Raw genomic sequence first — 19769 nt, 5'->3', positions numbered from 1 at the left:
AAGGACAACCGCGCCTGGCGGTGACCATGCCCTTCTTTGGGGCCATCGTGATTCTCTGGCCCTCTTTGGGGTTAATCAACGGTCTATCTCCCCTTCAAGCGACCCAGCGCGATCGCTCGTCAATGGGCAGGGTGATCGCACCCGCGCCCAGGGATATTGAACAAGACCCAAAAGGGACAAAGCCAGCGGCTGACCGGCGCGTTGGTTGATGTCTGGGGTTGTAGCTGTTAGAACGTAAGGGTTAATCAACGGTGATTGAGCGGATGAAGCTGACTTCGCCGCAATAAAGCAGGAAGCCTCCTGATTGCCGCATTTGCTGGCGAGTCGCAGCCATGATTTAGAGAAGCCGTAACGAAAAGAAGCAGGAACCCGACTCGCGAGGCTCGGGAATCGCCGCCCATCAGGGGTGGAGAAGATGTCAACAGCGCTGTAACCAAAACGTTTGGGTAAGGGTTTGTCGTCGTGACGCTCGATCAAGACTTGGAAATTAAAAGCCTTTTGGCCGACCTAGACGCGGCTCTTGCTGCGGCTGGTAACGATACAACGCAGGTTCAAGCGCCCCGAGCCTTAATCGAGCAGGTGCGAAGTCGTTTAACCCAATTGGCGACTCCGACCACGGATGCCGGTGAGGTAGCGATCGATGAGGCCCTGTGGGTTCAGCAGTCTTGGGATGCGCTCGCGCCGGACTTGCAAACGGAACCACCGGCCACCACCACCGTGCAAGCCTTGGCCCAAGGACTGTTGCGATCGATGCAGCAGGAGATTGACCAACTGCGCCAAGGGGCGATCGCCCCAATCCAGTCAGATTTGGAGTCTCTGCGTCAACAGCGCCAAATTCTGAGCGAAGAAATTGCCCAACTGGAAAATCAGCGCCAGTATTACCAATCCCTGGCCCAGCAGCAGGCGAACCAAGAGCAGATCATCGGCGACTTTTTGCAACAAGTGCGCGATCGCCTGCAAACCAGCATCACCGACCAAGTTTCGCAGCTCGTGGCTCGTAAGGAAGCGGCCCCTAGCTCCCAAGACCTCACGGAACTGGACAGCTCCGCCAGCAGCATTCTGGAGCATTTGCAAACAACCCTCAACGCCATCACCAGCACCCTGCAATCCAATTCGCAGCGCTACGAAGAGGCCCTGAATGCGGCCCTGGAGCGGATGCATGTGCTGGGCGAAGAAAGTGAAGCGGTGCTTGATCACTGGCTCAGTCGCTTGGCTTCGGCCCTGGGCCGCGATTTGCCGGCCGATGAAGCCGCGATCGAGGGACGTTCCGAGGCGACCAACGCGGCCGACGAACGTTCATCGGCGATCGCCACCAGTTTGGCCCTGTCGGCCCTGGGAGGTGGGGCGATCGCGGCCGCGGCTGCGGCCACCGCAGACCCCGCCGACGCTACGGAAGCAGCACCCCTCGATTTGGATCTGAACTATGACTTACCCACCGATGACGCATCGGATTGGGCGGGGAGTTCGGGTTTCGGTGAACCTGAGGCCGCTGAACAGGGGAGTGAGCTGACAACGGCCGAGGCTGGTCAAGCACCGGATGCGCTGGATTTGGATCTAGACCTGGCGATCGATTCCACAGTCCATGACCCCACGGCAGATCTGAGCACGATCGCCCCGATCGAGGATCTTCCCAATTCGGAAGCTGATTTCAGGGCTGAACTGGATCCGTTGCTGGCTCCCGATCAAGACAACAGCGCCGCCACGGACGATCTCGGGGCCATTGATGATCAAGCCATTGCCGATCAGGCCGTTGATGATCAGACCATTGGCGACATTGACTTTGATGCCCTGGATCTGCCGCCCTTGACAACAGAATCGATCGCGGCGGGAGATTCAGCAATCGAACTGAACGAGGCGATCGCCACCGAAGCGCCCGCACCAACCGACAGCGACGATCTAGACACCAGCGATCCCACCTGGATTGGCTCCGAGGAAGATATTTTTTCGGATGTGGATGCCATCTTCCGGTTTGATGACCCCGTGGAGCCGGAAACCACCGCCCCGGGTGATTCAGCCTCAGATGATGCCGACCCAGGCGATTGGGATCCTCTAGCCGCCGTGACAGGGGCCACCGTGGCCGGCGTTGGCCTGCTGGGCGTGGCCGCTTCAGCGGAAGCGGCCCTCCCGCCCGCAGACCTGCCGATCGCCCTCGATGCGATCGCTCCGCCCCCCTCTCTGGATTACGGCGCAGAGCCGGATCTCAGCGACAGCCCCCCCTTGCCCGATGGCCAATCCCCGGCGGACATCATCGACGCGGTGGATGCTACCAGCGAGGTCACCAATTTGGATCTGCCTTGGCAAGCAGAATCCACCGCCACGGCAGATTTGAGCAGCTTTAGCGGCGGTGGGGGTTCGTTCACCACGGCTGACGGTTTGGATCTGGATGAGCCAAGCCCGGCGCTGGGGTTAGACCTCCCTTCAGACCTCTCTTCAGAGGTGAATTTTGAGGCGATCGGGGAGCCAACTGCTGCACCGGAGGCGATCGAAGCGGCCGCCGCCAGTGAATTTAGCCCCCTCGCAGGGCTTGAGAATTGGTCGGTGGAGCCGGATTTGGAAGCGGTCGCCCCCGCCGATAGCGTTTTGCCGGAGCCTTGGCTGGACTCGGAACTCACGGGTGATGCAGACCTGGCCGAGGACGTGAGCCAGTGGGATCAGATTGCGGTGGAAGCCCCGGATGCGGGTAGCTCGCCCCTTGAGCCGACCGATGCTTGGGATTTGGGGAATGAAGTTCCATCCCTGGAACCCGATGCCGAAGATTCCGCCCCCTCCGAGCCTGACCCCAGTGCTGGGCTGGATCTTGGTCTTGAGCTGGATTCGGAACCGGAGTTACCGCCGCTGGCCGCTGAGTTGGCTTCCGAGTCGGAAGATTTGGGCGGTGATTTGCGGGCGGAGCTGGCCGCTTGGCAGCAACCCAGTGATGCTGGGGTCAGTGATGATCTGGAGTCGATCGCCCCGTCCATCGAAGATTCCTTCTGGCAAGTGGAGGAAGAGGAACAGCCGATTGAAAGCTCGATCGCTCCCAGTGATTTGGAATTGCCAACGCCGGAAGCTATTGCCACCTTTGATCCGCCCAATCAGTTTGACCAATCCCTTGAGCAACCCCCTGAGGAATCTTTTGAGGAATCTTTTGATCAACTGCCTGAACCGTTGCTCGATCAGCCCGAGGATGATCTGTTCGCGCAGGATCTTGACCCAGGCATTGACCCAGCGATCGACCCAGCGATCGAACTAGAGCCAGAGTTGATGTCTGCCTTCGACGGCACACCCGACACCAGCTTGGTGGCAGAAGAAACGCCCGGGTTTGAAGGATCCTGGTCAGATGAGCCTTCCGATCTGCTGGCGGCGGAATCGGCGGCCCCAGCAGATCTCCTGGGAGGCGCGGCGGATGATGACCTTGGCCTTGACCTCGCGCTAGATGTGGCCAGTGATAGCGACCTCGGAGCGATCGACCTATCCGGCAATGTTGAATCGCTGCCCTTGGGCTTAGGGGCTGACCCGGACGCGGGCGACTTGGCAGACTTGGGAGTCGCTGATCTGGGAGCGATCGAACTGGAGGGCGATGGGGCGAGTGATCTGGGTGGTGATCTGAATGATCTGAATAATGATTTGGATTTGGACTTGGCCACTGATCTGGCTGACGACCCAGGTTCGGATCTGGAAGCGGCCTTGGGCACAGACTTGGGCGCGGATCTCGATCAATCCACTCCGGCCGATGAACTCAACACCCCAGGTTTCGAGAACCTGGAATTCTTGGCCGCCCCCATCGGTAGCCTGTTGCCCCCCGACCAGGGACAACCGATCGGCGAAACCGAAGAGGCAGTAACGTTTGATTTCTGGGACGGCGAAACGAACCAGCCAGCCCCGGAACCCGAGTTGGCATCCGACGGGGCGATCGAGCCGGGCCTCGAAGGGTCGGATTTAGGCGATTTGGCATTACCGGAAGATTTGGTCTTGCCGGAAGACGGTTCCGGGTCTGATCTTGGCGCAGACTTTGGCGATGATCTGCTGCCGGGTTTGGATTTGCCGGTGGATGAGGCGATCGAGGAACCCAATGATTTCACAACTGACGCGGCCATCGGTTCCGCGATTGATTTGACCTCAGAGGCAACCGATTTTGCGATCGCCAGCTCCGGGGATACAGCCCTTGAGGCCCTGGAAACCCCAGATCTGGACTGGTCTTCCGATCCTCTGGACTCGTCGGAAGCCTCATTGCCGAACGAATTTGCAGAGGCATTCCCAGCCGAGTCGGCTGCTGTGGGCGACTTGGGTTTGGATCTGTCTTTGCCCGCCGATGAACAAACCCAGAGCGATCCCTTCGATGCCGGTTTAGAGGCGATCGCAGGGTTGCGCGACGACCTGAGTTTCGGTGACATCAGCAGCGCCTTTGGCAATGCTCTAGATTCCAAGGTCACAGCGGAGTTATCGGAACTGGAAACCGACGCAGCCCTAAATCTCCCTGAGCAAGTGGATTGGGAAGCGGCCTTGGCGGAACCGGCTGTTGAGCAGGATTTGACCGCCGAGGCCTTGGCCACAGACGACTTGGCCACAGAGGCGGCGACCACTGACGCATGGACTGATCTAGGCAACGCCAACGATCCAAGCATCAGCGCTCCTGTGGAGTTAGGTCAATTCATGACTGACGCATGGACTGACTTAGACAACGCCAGCGATTCCAATGCCGATGAACCAGAGGAGTCCAGTGATCTTGCCGCCTATTTCGTGGAGTTCAGCGATCAACCGTCAACGGCCGCTGAAGCCGAAGATCAACCGACATCCCTGGAGTCCCTAGACTTGGGCGATGACCTGGATTCCCCGATCGAGGATTTGGGCGACGATCCCGGGACGGCATTCGGCATCGAGGGACTGAGCGATGAGGTGGGGGATGATTTGGGCTTAGAGCCAAACTTCAGCGCTGACTTCAACCCGGGTCTAGGGGCCGATTTGGGATCCACTGAGTTCAACCCTTTGGCGGACTTGGAGACCAATCTGGAAACCGCTGCGGATCCTGATTTGTTGGCGGCGGTTGGTGAAGCCAATGACGATCCGCTGCTGGAGTTTGCCAATGACTCAGGCTTGGAACTGCCGGAACTTGCCGCTGAGGATGAATCGGACTTCGCTACCGATCTGGATCTCGGCGCGGATCTCAACCTGGCCGCAGAAGCCAGCGCAGATGATTTTGATTGGGCCGCAGATTCCACGCCCCCGATCGTCCCGGAAGCTGACACTGCACCGCTGGAGATGGATAACCTGCTGTTGGAGATGGGGGAGGCCACGGATGATGGGGCGATCGACCCTTCCCTTCTAGATTTCAATGCTGAAGCTGAGGATCTCGACTTTGGCGACGGGGCCACAGCCAACGCGGAGCCGCTGGCCGGTTTGGATCCGCTGGATTTGGATCTACCTTCCTTCGATGAGGCCATGGGTGAGCCGCTGCTGTCGCTGGATGATGTGACGGCGAATCCCTTGGAAATCAGCAGCCTGGATCAAGCCCTTGACATGGGAATGGCGGCCTTTGAGCTGCCCAATGCGCCAACGGATGGCTCTTTGGATCCGATCGCCCTGGATCTGACCGGTGGGACTGATTTTGACCCAACGGCGCTGGATGCGGCCTTGACGGAATTTGGTGAATCATCGGTTTCCCCCTTGGGCGAACTGGATCCAGAGCTGGATGCGCTGCTGGCGGAATCCCTGCTGGCGGATACTGACCTGGACGAAACCAAGAAGGAATGAGCCGATCGACCGATGGGCGCTGGTGTTTGGGCCTCAGCTTAGGAGACGGCCTCTGGGCAGTGGCCCTGCGCGATCGCCAGTCCGATCGGGTTGGGCTGCTCGGTCAAGTCCAAGCCAGTGGCGCAACCTTCGTTCAACCCTGGAATTCGTTGGATGGGCAGTCACCGGAATCTGGCGGATCTCGGTTGCTGTTGGATGCAGGTTTGCCCTACCGCAATCCCCAAACGGGCCAAGCGCATCCCCTGGTCACCTGGGCCGGTGAATTGCGACCCTTGCCACAATTGCTGGAGACACTAGCCGAGTCCCTGGCACGGTTGCGGGATCCGGAGATCGCTTGGGTCACCGCCACCGGAAAGCCTGTGCCGAGCCAGGTGCTGCGATCGGTTGAGGATGTGGTAGTGGGCTATCCCGTCCCCTCCGGAGAAGCCTTCCGGTTCAACAGCCGAGAACTGGTGCTGAAGGCTGGCTTGGTCACCCATGGTCAACGGGTGATGACGGTGGCCGAAGGATTGGGGGCGGCCCTGGGTTGGGATGGGCTGCAAGGTTGGGGCTGCTGTTGGGTGATTGATCTGGCGTTGCCAGGCCCTCTGCCCCTTCCCCCATCGCCCACCCCAGCCCCCTTAACCCAAGCTCACCTAACCCAAATCACCTTGCTCGATCGGGACTTTGGCCGACAACTGGGCCAAACCCACGGCTTAACTGGCCCATGGCATGGTTGGCCCCAATGGATTGAGACCCTAAATTCAGCCCTCAATCATTTGGTGGCCCAATCGGGCATTGCTCCCCAAAAGGTAGAACGGATTTTGTTGCGTGGCGCGATCGCCCAAGCTCCCCGATCGAGTGACCCCACCGGGGCCCTTCAGGATTACCTGCGTCAAAAATGCCCCAGCGCCACCCTCCATTGGGAACCCTCCTCCCAACCGCTCGGACGATTGGCCATGGGGTTGAGTCGGATGGTGGACTGTCCGCCCTGGGATGAGGCCAAGCCCTATGATGACTACTTCCTGTTTGCGGCCCTGTTGCGCCATTTGACCCCGGAACCTCAACCGCTCGATCGGCTCTTGGAAGCCTTGGCGCAAGATGGCATTCACGGCCGCACCTGCCGTCGATCGATTCAACAACTGTTGGCGGGGGAAATTCCGCCCGGTCTGTTGCCCCATCCATGCTGGGCCCCCAACTCTCTCGCGGATCCGGACTATCAAGCGCTGGCGGCCCAATCACCATTTCAATGCTTGGCTAGCGGGTGGTATGCTCTCGATGCTTCGGCCGGAACCCGTTGGCGACGCTATTTAGGCCTGGTGTGGGGGCGATCGAGCACGGCGGCTTTGGAACCGATCGGGGCGATCTAGGGCCACTTGATCACACACCAATCTTCATCAATCGATTCAGCCCATGACTGTTTCCCCTCCCCGATCGCCCGCCGATTTACCCCCCGAGCCAGAGAATCGCCCGCTTCAGCCTCCCCGCACAGACACGATCGCCCCATTAGCCCTGGTGGAAACGGCCTTCTTAGCCAGTGCCGCCAGCCTCATCTGGTTAGTCAATTTTTATTTCCCCCTTGGGCCGGCGCTCCGGGTCTTTTTTTCCCTCCCGATCGCCTTGGTTTATCTCCGATGGGGATCCCGATCGGCTTGGATGGCGGCCATTGTGTCCGGACTCTTGCTATCGGTGCTGATGGGCCCGCCTCGCAGCATCCAATACGTGATGCCCTATGGACTTCTGGGGGTCTTGCTAGGCTGTCTATGGCGACGTGGCGTAGGTTGGGGACGTTCCATTGCCCTGGGAACGCTCCTGAGTGCCACGGGGCTGTTTTTCCGAATTGCGTTGGTTTCCACCCTGCTTGGGGATGATCTCTGGACTTACGTCACCGTCCAGGTCACCGGTTTGCTGGAGTGGGGAGCCACCCGGTTGGGCCTGCTTTGGCGGCCGGAACTGGGAGCGGTTCAAGGGGCAACGGTTTTGATGATCCTGGTCAATGCGGCCGTGTATGTGTTCGCGGTGCATTTGGTCTCCTGGGCCGTCTTTGAGCGGTTGGGCCTGCGGTTGCCGCCGCCGCCGCGCTGGGTTCAAACCTTACTCGAGATAGACTAGGAACGCTTGATCAGGCGATCTGCGCTATGGCAATGATGCAGCCACAGGATATTCAGCCATTGTCGATCGATCAATTGCCAGCGGATAACTGCGACTCGATGCTGCCCCCGTCGTTGCACATTTTGGCGGGGGGCGATCGAGCACGGGCTTGGGTGCAATCACGACGGGGCCAACAACCGCTGTTTAGCTGTGTGTTGGGGTTCACGGAAACGGGGCTGATTCCGGGCATTTCTGCGGCCGGGGCCACTCCGGCCGATCGCCGCTACACGGCCCTGGCCGATGCGGAATTTTTGGTGAATGGGCCCAGGGGCAATCCGGCCTATCCGCTCCCTCCCTTGGCTGGGGGAGCCTCACCGGTTTTGATTTCTCGGGCGATTTTGGAATCTCTCCATTGGCGATTGCGTGTGATTAATGCGGGGCTACAGGATTTGCCCTCCATTTCCCACATCCGCATGGGCGGACTGCCGGCTCGCTGTTTAAGCACGGGCTATGCGCTCGATCGAGCCGTGGTGGAGCAGCTCTTTGCAGCGGGCTATCGTTTGGGACAACAGCTCGCCACCGAGGGCAACCCCCTGCCGCCGGATTATTTGCTGATTTCTGAATGCGTTGTGGGCGGCACTAGCACAGCCCTGGCGGTCTTGTTGGGACTGGGGATTGATGCCACCAACCGGGTCAACAGCAGCCATATTTTCTGTAACCATGCCCAGAAATTGGACTTGGCTCTTACGGGCTTGCGGCGATCGGGTCTGGGCGAGTGGCATCCCGATCGCCAATGCGTGCAAGGATCCCTCGACCAAGATCCGCTGGCCGTGGTGGCGGCGGTGGGCGACCCCATGCAACCGGTGGCGGCGGGCATGGCCCTCGCGGCCAGCCAAACCAGCGGTGTGCTGTTGGCGGGAGGAACACAAATGTTGGCGGTCTATGCCCTGGCCCGGGCGATCGCCCAACGCCGACAGTTGCCCTGGAAACCGGAGGCGATCGCTGTTGGCACGACCCGTTGGGTGGCCTACGATGCCAGCGGCGACACCCTTGGCCTGGCCAAGGCGATCGCCCCACCGGAGGAGGAACCGATCCTGCTCACAACCTTGTTGAATTTTGCCCAGTCCACTTGGACACAATTACGAGCTTATGAAGCCGGATTTGTGAAGGAAGGAGTTGGGGCCGGCGGGGCGGCCATCGCGGCCAGTTGTGCCGCCGGTTGGGACAGTGAGCGCTGTCTCCAGGCAATTGAAGGGTTGCTCAGTCGCTGGTCAACGGTGCTGCATAATCCCTAGTGAATGTCACAGTGAATGTCACCTGATTGGACATCGAGGGCAGGAATTTCTAGAGCAATCCCTCCAATCGCCGTCGGATTCGCTCCAGCTCGGCGGCACTCATGGATCCGGCATCCTCTTCATTAGCCGTGGGAGGCGCTTCCCCCTCCACCTGCCAGCTCATTTCATCGGTCGATCGATTGGTTTCCATCGGGATCGCCAATTCCCCTTGGGCCACCAATTGGCACTCGTAGCCCGCTTCTTTGCAAAATTCCCGCACTTCGTCATCCTCGATCGGCTCCACGGTGGCCAGGGGAAAATCCTGGGCCTCCAGCAAGCCCGCATAGCGAGTGGCATCGTCCTCATCTTCAAACATCAGGACGCAGTTACGTTCCACACCTTCCCCATCTCGCAGCCAAATGCTGTAGATTCCTTCATTTTCGGTGCGGGCGTTGAAGAGCAGAACGAAGACGCGCATAGTGAATCGTGAAATGGACCAAGGACACAACCCGATCGCCCGCAAGGGTCGCAGCCAGCCAACGGGCGATCGGGCGGTTAGCGCCTATCATCTTAAGGGGTCTGGCGGTGGAATTTGCGAACAGCGGCATTTGCCAAATTTGCCAACCGCTATTTCACCCAGCTTCTGACTGCCGTTGATTCCCCATTCCTGCGCCCGATCCCTTAAACCGACGAACTGGGACAGGGCCCCGATCGGGGCTGGTCATGGCTCACCAAGCTTTGATTGATTACGCTTCGCCGCTCCTCTTCGATCAATCCAGGACTTAAACCTTCGGTGAAGAACTGGTTCTCAATTTCCTGCGGCGGCAGTGGCTTGGCAAACCAATAGCCCTGGCCAAATTCACAGCCCAATTGTTCCAGCCACCGCAATTGCTGTTGGGTTTCCACCCCCTCCGCAACCACATCCAAACCCAACTGATTACTGAGGGCCACGATCGTGCTGACCACCTGGAAATTGCGGTTTCCCTTTTCCATTTGCCCCACAAACGATCGGTCGATTTTTAAATAGTCAGCGGGCAAGCGGTGCAAGTAGCTTAAGGATGAGTACCCCGTCCCGAAATCATCAATGCTGATTTGAATGTGGTGACGTTTTAACTCCGTCAACAGCTCGATCGTCTGATTAATATCTTCAATTAACATACTCTCCGTAATTTCCAGCGTCAGATAATGAGGCTCCAAACCCACCTCATCCAACGTTTGCAAGATTTCTGAAACCATCGTTGGTTTTCGCAACTCCTGCGCCGAAAGATTCACACTCATCTTCAGGGGTGCAAACTCCGGGAAAGATCGCTGCCAGTGCAACAACTGTTGGCAAGCCTGGCGCAAAATCCACCGACTGAGCTGTTGAATCACGCCCGTTTCTTCCGCCACGGGAATGAATTCTGCCGGAGAAATCCAGCCCCGCGTTGCATGATGCCAACGAGCCAAAGCCTCAAAGCCCACCAATCGGCCTTTGGCCAAATTAATCACCGGTTGATAGTAAACCCGAAATTCTTCTTGGGTCAGGGCCTTGCGCAAATCGGTTTCCAAGGTCAGGCGATTGATCGCCTGGTGATGCATTTCTGCTCCAAAAATCTTGTAGGTGCTGCGCCCCGACGACTTGGCGCGGTACATCGCAATATCCGCATCCCGCAACAGATCCGATGGGTGATCGTAGTCGGCGCTGCCCAGCACAATGCCAATGCTGGCAGTAATCACAATTTCATAATCATCAATGGCGATCGGCTTTTCAAAGCTGCTGAGAATGCCCTCCGCCATGCGCACCGCCGCATCCAAGCTTTCCAAATCTTCTAAGAGAATGACAAACTCATCTCCCCCCACTCGGGCGAGAAAGTCGCTGAAGCGCAAATAGCTTTTGAGATTTTGGGCCATTTGCACTAGCAGGCGATCGCCAATTAAGTGCCCCAAACTATCGTTAATCACCTTGAATTGATCTAGATCTAAAAACAGCACCGCATAGCGATAACTGCTGACCCGCTTTGAACGGTTAATAGCTAACTCCAAGCGTTCCGTTAAGAGCGATCGATTCGGCAAATTCGTCAACAAATCATGTAGGGCATTGTGCAGAATTTGAGCTTCGGCTCGCTTCAGGGCGCTGATATCCGTCACCGTGCCCACATAGCCCACCACCTGATCTTGGGCATCGTATTCCGCCACCACTTGCCCAAAAACCCAAGGATCTTCGTGACAATCACTGCGCAAGCGATATTCCAACTGAAAAGGCCGCTGTTCGTTCACAAATCGCTGCCATTCATCTTGGAATTTCACCTGATCATCCGGGTGAATATAATCTAGCCAACCCATCCCCATGGCCGCGCGGGTGGAGTAACCCGTAATCTGCGACCATCGTTGATTCACGTAAAGACATTGATGGTTGGCATCCGTGCGGAAAATTCCAACGGGCACTGCATTGGCCAGGTTGATGTAGCGCTGTTCGCTCTCCCGCAGCCGCACTTCCGTTTGTCGTCGTTCGTTTAGCTCCGTTTGCAATTGGTGATAGGCCTGGGCCTGTTGAAGGGCGATCGCCAATTGTGTTGAAAGCTGTTTTAAGAATTCCTGTTCTTCCGTGGGCCAATGCTCTGAACTTTGACAGTTAATGACGCTTAAAAATCCCCAGAGCTTTTCATTTTGCAAGATGGGCACGGCAAGCTGTTGACAGTGAGCTGTTCGTGGAAATTTTTCAGGACAATCGGTCATCAAATCCTGAAAATGCACCGTGGCATCATTGCCTTTTTCAAGCTGATAGGCTTGCAGTCTGACGCGGCTCAGATGAATTTGGTCACGATCTTTCAAGAGCGGAGCCATGGTCGGATCCTGGGCCGCGGCCACCACCGTGGCTACTTGGCTATTGTGATCCGCAATAGAGGATTGTAATTGCCAAATTGCAACCGCACGGCACTGGAAGAGCTGTTGCACTTCTTGAACCGTGGTTTCAACAATTTCGTTGAAATCAAAGGACGCGCAAATCTGAGTAGCAATAATTGATAAAACCCGATCGCGCTCGGCCTTTGCTTGGAGCGCTGCGGTGCGGGTTTGGACTTGCTGTTCAAGATCAATATAGGTTTGTTTAATTCGCAACATTGACTGCACGCGCGCTCGCAGTTCAATGCCATTAATGGGCTTAGTAATGAAGTCATCGGCCCCAGCCGCCATACAGCGGGCCAGGTCTTTTTTTTCCGTTAGCGCCGTAACAATGACGATCGGAACCGTGTGCCAATCGGGCATGGCTTTGATGCGAGCGCAAACCTCAATCCCATCCAGCCCGGGCATCATCACATCCAACAGGATCACATCCGGTTGGAAGAGGTCTAGGGACTCAAGGGCATCAATGCCGTTGGAAACGTAGTGTAACTGGTAAGGGCGATCGCTCAGTAACGATTCAATGACATCGAAATTATCCGGCTCATCGTCAACTACCAGAACTGAACTGTAAGCCATGACTGCGTAATCATAAATGAGGGAAAGACAACGGAAGCAGAGATTTCCCCTATCTTAACCTGTTTCCCATATTGTCCCTGTGATCTCGTGCCTGCCATGGAAAGTTAACTGTCCAGTCATGAACAAGCACCAACCCTAAACCATGGCCATTTGCGGTTGAACTGCGAGGGGTAATTTTGCCGTCACCGTGGTTTCTTGATCCACAACACTTTGGATCAGGAGCGAGCCACCATAACGATCGATCAATTTTTGAACGATCGCCAACCCCAGCCCAAGTCCCTGTTGTTCATAACTGCGGCGCTCAAATTGAATAAATGCTCCAATTTGGGCAATTTGCAGCTCGGTCATGCCGCGCCCTTGATTCGTAATGGACAAGTACAACCAAGAATCCATCGACTCCGTTTTAATCGTAATCGGCGTACCTGCCTGGGAAAACTTGATAGCGTTGTCCAGCAATTCTTCAACAATGGTTTGTAAATGCTTGATCGACATAGACAGTTGCGCAGTAGCCAAATCCAAAACCAAATCAGCCGATCGCTTGACCGAGTTAGTCTGAGATGCTGAAGCGTTGGCAATCCATTCCGCACTGTCAATGGTTTCCAGCGCAATCTCGGAAGTTGTCGATGCGACATTGGCCGCCATGCTTGAATTACTGACCAATTTCAGACTACTGTCACGGACGAGTTGAATATAGTTAAGGTAGCGGCGACTAACCCGCTCTAGGCGCATGGTTGAGGTTTTAGCCAGTTGCAATAGCTCTGCGATTTCCTCATGATCCATGTCCTCATGTTCCTCAATGAGGATGCCCAGAACACCAAAAATTCCATTTAAAGGAGTATTTAATTCGTGAGGCAAACTCATCGATAAACTGCCTCGCAACTCATCAAGACTACCCTGAAGAATATCGATCGTTCTTTCTTGTAATTGGGATAGTTCTTGGATGCTTTGATACTGCTGCCGAATGCGCAGCATCGATTGCACTCGTGCCCTCAGTTCTGTGCTGTTAACCGGCTTGCTGATAAAGTCATCGGCTCCTGCTTGGATGCAACGGGCCAGATCTTCTTTGTCGCTGAGAGCAGTGACCATGATAATTGGCACTGATTTCCATTCGGGCATCGCCTTAATTTTTTGGCAGGTGGTGATCCCATCTAGCTCGGGCATCATCACATCCAACAAAATCACATCAGGTTGGAAAACATGTAGAGATTTCAGCGCCTCTAGACCATTCCAGGCATAGTGGAGTTGATAATCCCGATCGCTCAAAAAAGCTTCAATAACATCAAAGTTATCCGGCTCATCATCAACAACTAAGATGGAAGGAATGGTCATCATTTGTCTCCTGCTATTCTGTGCTGTTCCAAGAGATTTCAGCGTCATGCCTCGCTATTTAGCAGCTAATAGCTCTTGGATCTTGACTGCTAATTGCTTGAGCTTGATTGGCTTTGTGAAGTAGTCATTTGCACCCGCACTGAGACAGCGTTCTCGATCGCCTGGCATCGCCAACGCTGTGAGAGCAATTATCATTGTACTCGCCAGCTCTGGGGTTTGTCTAATTTGCTGCATTGCCGTTAAGCCATCCAGATTGGGCATTTGAATATCCATGAGGATGAGATCGGGGTGATGCAGTTTTGCCATCTCGATCGCTTGCACACCATCCTTTGCTAGCAGAATTTGGTAGTTCTTAGCCTTTAAGTAACTGGAAATAGTATTAACATTGGCTTCATTATCCTCCACCAGCAAGATCATGGGTGGGCGGGGTTGATCCATCGCAATTGCGGTTGGGGAGGTCTCCAGTTGGGGCACAGGAACAGTGACTAGCGCGTTTGCCAATTCCATCACCGGAAAACAAACTTCAAAGCAACTCCCAACCCCAACTTCACTGGTCACAGACACCAGCCCTTGATGCATTTCCACCATGCGCTTGACCAGCGATAATCCCAGCCCCGTTCCAGCATATTGACGACTGAGCGAGCTATCAATCTGGATAAAAGGTTTAAAGAGTTTTTCAAGATCAACAGCAGAAATTCCAATCCCTGTATCCGTCACCTTGAAGGAAATGAGCGATGGGGAGCGCTTGGTGTTTTGAGCATGCGCATCTTGAATTTCCGTAGACTGAGAATCAGAATTCGTAAAGTACTTTAAGGTGTTAGTGGGTCGTTCAAAAATCTGCGAAACCGTTAAGGTCACTTGCCCTCCATCGGCAGTGAACTTAATGGCATTGCTCAACAAATTAATTAACACTTGACGCACTCGGCGCTCATCCACAAAAATATCCGGGAGGTTGGGCTGAATAGTCACCCCCAGCTTAATTTGTTTTTTCAGCGCTTGTTGCTTAACAAAGGTAATGGTTGCTTGACAGAGTTGATTGATTTGCGTAGGTGCTCGATTCAGAAGAATTTGACCTGATTCAATTTTGGCCAAATCTAGAATGTCGTTAATTAGCTCCAGCAAATGCGTACCACTGCGCTCGATTGTTTTCAGAGCTTGCCCTTGGCGGTTATTAATTTCTCCATAAATTCCATCTTGAATAACTTCAGCCATGCCCAAAATTGCATTCAAAGGGGTACGCAATTCATGGCTCATATTGGCTAAAAATTCATCCTTGAGCTTCGTAGCCCTGGCCAGTTGTAAGTTGCTTTCTTGCAGTTGGGCATAGAGTTCCGATTGCTGAATAGCGATCGAGCATTGTTCAGCCAGCCGTTGCATAAATTCCACTTCCCCAGTACACCAATACCGTTGGGAACTGCACTGATGGGCAATTAACAGCCCCCACAGTTGATTAGATTTTTGCTCAATAATTGGCACGGCAAGCTTAGCTCGAATTTGCAGGGTTTGCATGAAACTAGACAGGCAGTTAGCCAAATGCTCATGATCCCGATCGGTAATGGTGCAAACATAACCATTCATATATTTCTGATGGCAGCTATCCGGGAAAACCTCTGCACTAAATTCCATGCCCAAGAGGCTAGGGCAATGGTCAATCCGAGATTCAGCCACAATTTTGCCGCTACTTTGTTCATAGACTTTGTAAATCACGACTCGATCGGCAAATAGAATTTGTCGAGCCTCTTCCGCCGTATTGAACAAAACAGATTCCAATTCCAAGGATTGGCGAATTCGCCGGATCACGGAACTGAGCACTTTTTCCTTTTCAAATAGCCGCCGAAACTGCTCCTCACTGCTTTTGAGCGCCGTTGTTCGCTCCAGCACTTTCGCTTCCAAATCTTGGTTGAGTTGTTGCAGTGCTGCTTCCGATTTTTTCTGATTGGTAATGTCCGTGATCGTGGTGATGTAGCCCACCACTTCTTCATGGTCGGAATATTCGGGCACGGATTGGGCCAACACCCAACAAACACCAGCCTGATAACGCTGAATTCGGTATTCCAGCGAAAAGGGCTGTTTTTGTTTGCGGTAATGACGCATTTCTTCAATCACCCAGGCGCGATCGTCCGGATGAATTGAGCGTTCCCAGCCAATTTGATGAATAACCCTTGCCGCCAGTCCCAAAATATCGCAGAATCGTTGGTTAATATAAAGGCTTTTACCCTTTAGATTAGTTCGAATAATTCCTACGGGAATCGCTTTGGCTAAGCTGACATAGCGACGCTCACTCGCTCGTAATTTTTCTTCGGTTTGTCGTCGTTCATGGAGCTCCGTTTGCAGTTGTTCATAGGCCGTTGCTTGCTGAATGGCAATCTCCAAATGCATGGCTAAATGCTGCACCAGTTGAATATCTTCCGATCGCCAATAGCGCGGATGATTACTTTCCACAACGGCCAGCAGTCCCCAAAAATTTTCTTGCTGAAACAGGGGAATCAAAATCTTGGCGCGCACTTGCAACCGCTCAAGCAATTGACGATGACAAGGGGTCATTTGTGCGGCATAGATATCATTCACAACGCGCACATGGCCTTGCTTAGTCAGGGGGCTGAGTCCTTCCATGAAGCAGCAATCTTTCACAGAGTTTGTGGGCACAGCCAAACTGGGATCTAGCAAAGCCACCGCCGCAATCACCATCGTTTGATCGGCTTGGAATTGCCAAATTTCGGCGCGATCGGACTGAACCAGGTTTCGCAGTTCTTGAACTGTAGAATTTAGAATTTCCGATAAATTTAAAGACGATCGAATCTGGGAAGCTACATTGGCAATTAATCGATCGCGCTCCGCCTGTCGTTGCAAAGAAGCTGTGCGATCAATAATTTGTTGCTCCAACTCAGAAGTTCGCTGCTCCAAAAGCGCCAATTTTTCTGCTTCCAATTGAGAAATCTTATGCTCTAGGCTAATACCCCATTGGTATAGCTCTGAGGAATTCAGCAGTTTCAAAATGCTTCGTTGAGTCACCAAACCCAACAGCGATCCATCATCACGCACCACCACCACCTGTTGAATATCCTGGCGGGTCATGAATTGTTGTGTCAGCAACAGCGAATCCTGAAGCCGAACTGGCTTTTCGATCGCCTGCATGACATCCTCAGCAATCACGCGCTCCACCGACAAACCAAGGGTCTGAAACTGAACCAAATCCGACTCAGTAATCATCCCCACTGGTTTGGGAATCGGTGGATAGTCAGCCGCCAAGGTATCCGGCTCCTGGAGCTGCATCAGCACCACACAATTCGTATCCTGTTCCGCCATCAAACGAGTGATCTGAGCGACGCTGGCCCTAGTGGTTTCGCAGGCTACTTCAGTCACCAAAGCATCCGCAACAGAGCGCGATCGCAACCAGTCCACAGGGTTGGTAATTCGCCGCAATCCTTCATCATTTAATAACCCAATGAGCTGCCCTTGATCATCCACTAAAGGCAGATATTCCAGACCAAACTGATCCATTAAATTAATAGCAACCAGCGCATTTTTAAATTCTGATTGTCTTAAAATGCAAGGAATAGGCGACATCACTTCGCCCACTTTGACCTGATGAAGATTCACCCCTTTGGCCAGCAGCCGAACCACCGTTCGATCGCTCAAAATTCCACAGAGCTGACCCCGATCGACCACCACCACACAGTGAACCTCCGCAACCGGCAAATCAACCACGGCCGCCTCAGAAGTCAACTCGGAATTCAACTCAGAATTTAACGGCGAATGACTAGCCTCCAACCGATCGCCCCCCAAGCCACTAGACTCGCGATCGCCCAAGGACAAATTCGGCTCAGCAATGGCTTGAATTTGATCGCTCGCTGTCACTGCGGCAGACCCCTTGAGCAAGGGGCCTGAAACATGCGTTGCCAAGATATCATCCGCTGGCCAACTATTCTTTGAATGGGTAGAGTTGGCAGTTAGTTCTTGATGAGAAAATTCGAGATGGATAATAGGGCGATGATGATCATGATCTTGTGCATTCAGAGAGCAGGATCGGCAATTTTGATACATTTGCCCAACGGCATCCCAAAGGCTCGTGTCCAATTCAACCTGGATTGGATGTCGCATAATGGCTTGATCCGCTTCTGCGTCCACGAGCAAGTTAGTAGCCATAGTCTTAGCGATAAGCCCTAAATCCCAGAAATGCCGAGATTATCTTATTATCCTTTTAAACAAAAATTAGCAAACTTTGATAGCCGTCCTTGCCACAAAAATTAGCAATTACTTTCTTGTTAAATTACATTAATATTTTCGATCAGAACCAAAGGGTATTTTAGGGAACTGAAACCCGAAATCGAGAAATTTATAGTGCAGATCAGAAAATTGACGAAAATCTTAAACCCAATTGAGTTTCAAGACGCATTTTATACATTCAAGAACTTTGGTTTTCATTACTCAACCATCAATTCACTAGGGGCGAAATCGCTCAAACATCGATAGGCTCAGCTAGGGCGCTCAAGCTTAATTGACCCCGCTGAAATCCCTGAAAATACTGAGCATTTTCGGTCAGATGACTCGATCATCCTCCAGACCAGCCGATCGAGTCGGCAGACCCAGCGCCCGGGTCAAACCAGCAACGCCAGGAGACGAACCAGGCAGGTTCACAAAACCGGCTCCTGATGGGGATCGCCCGATCGAACCCAGTTCCTTTCCCAAACGGACAAGATTCCGATCGTCCCTTACCTTTAATATGCCCAACCGGAGTCCAAGAAATCGCCTAGGGGACAACTCCCAGGAGACGATGATTAAGCTTAACCGTGGGGGGTGCTGAGTCGGATCAAACGGGATAGCATCAACCGATAGTCTCGCCGAACCACTTCGGTTGTTGGTCTAGGGCCAGAATCCCCACTCCTTTAGGATGGGGAGGATGTCAACAGACTCGGACTCATGCAGAATTCGGCGATCGCCCTGCCCGTGATGGGTTGCGGCACTTGGGCTTGGGGCAACCGGCTGCTCTGGGGTTATGACGAAACCATGGACAGCGAGTTGCAGCAGGTGTTTAACCACTGTGTGGCGGCCGGCGTGACGCTGTTTGACACGGGCGATTCCTACGGCACGGGACGGCTGAACGGCCGCAGTGAGCAACTTTTGGGGCAGTTTGCCCGGGACTATCAGGGCCCTCAGGGCGATCGCCTCTGTTTGGCCACCAAACTCGCGGCCTATCCTTGGCGACTGACCCGGGGATCCATGGTCAGGGCCTGTGCAGCTTCAGCCAAGCGCCTGGGGCGAGTGGACTTGGCCCAACTGCACTGGTCAACGGCCAACTATGCTCCCTGGCAAGAATGGGCCCTGCTGGATGGGCTGTGCGACCTTCATGAACAAGGACTGGTGCGCGGCGTGGGCCTCTCGAACTTTGGCCCCCAGCGGTTACGACAGGTTCACCGCCGATTCCAAGAACGCGGCATCCCGATCGCCACGTTGCAAGTGCAATATTCCTTGCTGTCCACCTACCCGGTCACGGAGTTAGGACTGAAGGACACCTGCGATGAATTGGGCATCAAACTGATTGCCTACAGCCCTCTGGGGTTGGGTTTGCTCACGGGTAAATACAACCCCCAAACGACCCTCCCCAAGGGAATTCGCGGGGTACTGTTTCGGCAACTATTACCGGGACTGCAACCCTTGCTCGATTGCCTGGGAGTGATCGCCCAAGCAAGGGCCAAAACCATCACCCAAGTGGCGCTGAATTGGTGCATCGCCAAGGGCGCTATGCCAATTCCTGGGGCCAAATCCCTGATTCAGGCCAAGGAAAACACAGGGGCGATCGGCTGGTTGCTGGATGCGGGCGAAGTGGCCGAACTCGATCGGGTGGCGGCGGGCCTCGATCGGGTGATGGTGCAAAACATTTTCCAGTCGCGATAGTGGTTGCTGCTCGAT

Annotated in this window: 10 protein-coding genes; 6 read left to right on the top strand and 4 right to left on the bottom strand. The window is 54.4% G+C overall.

Going from position 1 to position 19769, the window contains the following annotated elements:
- The first annotated feature begins 462 nt into the window (after positions 1 to 462).
- The 4 genes from ACZA91_RS13510 (at position 463) to cobT (ending at position 9095) form a co-directional block, all read left to right on the top strand.
- Positions 463 to 5730, top strand: coding sequence for a midas domain-containing protein (locus tag ACZA91_RS13510; protein ID WP_463182721.1), 5268 nt, complete (start codon positions 463 to 465; stop codon positions 5728 to 5730).
- Positions 5727 to 7079, top strand: a complete 1353-nt coding sequence (locus tag ACZA91_RS13505; RefSeq protein ID WP_463182718.1) for a hypothetical protein — start codon at positions 5727 to 5729, stop codon at positions 7077 to 7079. The genes ACZA91_RS13510 and ACZA91_RS13505 overlap by 4 nt, the downstream gene beginning before the upstream one ends.
- 43 nt (positions 7080 to 7122) lie before the next feature.
- Positions 7123 to 7821, top strand: a complete 699-nt coding sequence (locus tag ACZA91_RS13500) for a DUF2232 domain-containing protein (protein ID WP_190527139.1) — start codon at positions 7123 to 7125, stop codon at positions 7819 to 7821.
- A gap of 98 nt (positions 7822 to 7919) precedes the next feature.
- A complete protein-coding gene (cobT, locus tag ACZA91_RS13495; protein WP_463186443.1) occupies positions 7920 to 9095 on the top strand; it encodes a nicotinate mononucleotide-dependent phosphoribosyltransferase CobT in 1176 nt (391 codons plus the stop codon).
- 49 nt (positions 9096 to 9144) lie between these two features.
- Here cobT and ACZA91_RS13490 read toward each other — a convergent pair whose 3' ends face one another.
- The gene (locus tag ACZA91_RS13490) at positions 9145 to 9552 is read right to left on the bottom strand and encodes a DUF3110 domain-containing protein (protein WP_099532308.1); all 408 of its coding nucleotides are present in this window, start codon (positions 9550 to 9552) and stop codon (positions 9145 to 9147) included.
- A 13-nt stretch (positions 9553 to 9565) separates the two neighbouring features.
- Here ACZA91_RS13490 and ACZA91_RS13485 point away from each other — a divergent pair, with 13 nt between their 5' ends.
- On the top strand, positions 9566 to 9721 hold the full coding sequence (locus tag ACZA91_RS13485) for a hypothetical protein (RefSeq protein WP_158234357.1): 156 nt from the start codon (positions 9566 to 9568) through the stop codon (positions 9719 to 9721).
- Positions 9722 to 9755: 34 nt separating this feature from the next.
- Here the strand turns inward: ACZA91_RS13485 and ACZA91_RS13480 are convergent, their stop codons facing one another.
- The 3 genes from ACZA91_RS13480 to ACZA91_RS13470 form a co-directional block, all read right to left on the bottom strand.
- On the bottom strand, positions 9756 to 12530 hold the full coding sequence (locus ACZA91_RS13480) for an EAL domain-containing protein (protein ID WP_463182711.1): 2775 nt from the start codon (positions 12528 to 12530) through the stop codon (positions 9756 to 9758).
- A gap of 135 nt (positions 12531 to 12665) precedes the next feature.
- Positions 12666 to 13907, bottom strand: a complete 1242-nt coding sequence (locus tag ACZA91_RS13475) for a hybrid sensor histidine kinase/response regulator (protein ID WP_242030777.1) — start codon at positions 13905 to 13907, stop codon at positions 12666 to 12668.
- Between the two features lie 6 nt (positions 13908 to 13913).
- Entirely contained in the window at positions 13914 to 17717 is a 3804-nt protein-coding gene (locus ACZA91_RS13470; protein ID WP_463182707.1) for a GAF domain-containing protein, read from the bottom strand.
- A 1062-nt stretch (positions 17718 to 18779) separates the two neighbouring features.
- Between ACZA91_RS13470 and ACZA91_RS13465 the strand changes: the two genes are divergently transcribed.
- Positions 18780 to 19754 carry an aldo/keto reductase gene (locus ACZA91_RS13465; RefSeq protein WP_463182705.1) on the top strand — a complete coding sequence of 325 codons (975 nt, stop codon included), beginning with the start codon at positions 18780 to 18782 and terminating at the stop codon, positions 19752 to 19754.
- Positions 19755 to 19769 lie beyond the last annotated feature (15 nt).

This window comes from Limnothrix sp. CMB-01 (assembly GCF_055193175.1).
This window is presented reverse-complemented; position numbering and strand designations above follow the sequence as displayed.

Coding starts and splice junctions, on each gene's coding strand:
- ACZA91_RS13505 (WP_463182718.1), top strand. CDS start 5,727: ATGAGCCGATCGACCGATGGGCGCTGGTGTTTGGGCCTCAGCTTAGGA.
- ACZA91_RS13500 (WP_190527139.1), top strand. CDS start 7,123: ATGACTGTTTCCCCTCCCCGATCGCCCGCCGATTTACCCCCCGAGCCA.
- cobT (WP_463186443.1), top strand. CDS start 7,920: ATGCTGCCCCCGTCGTTGCACATTTTGGCGGGGGGCGATCGAGCACGG.
- ACZA91_RS13490 (WP_099532308.1), bottom strand. CDS start 9,552: ATGCGCGTCTTCGTTCTGCTCTTCAACGCCCGCACCGAAAATGAAGGA.
- ACZA91_RS13485 (WP_158234357.1), top strand. CDS start 9,566: ATGGACCAAGGACACAACCCGATCGCCCGCAAGGGTCGCAGCCAGCCA.
- ACZA91_RS13480 (WP_463182711.1), bottom strand. CDS start 12,530: ATGGCTTACAGTTCAGTTCTGGTAGTTGACGATGAGCCGGATAATTTC.
- ACZA91_RS13475 (WP_242030777.1), bottom strand. CDS start 13,907: ATGACGCTGAAATCTCTTGGAACAGCACAGAATAGCAGGAGACAAATG.
- ACZA91_RS13465 (WP_463182705.1), top strand. CDS start 18,780: ATGCAGAATTCGGCGATCGCCCTGCCCGTGATGGGTTGCGGCACTTGG.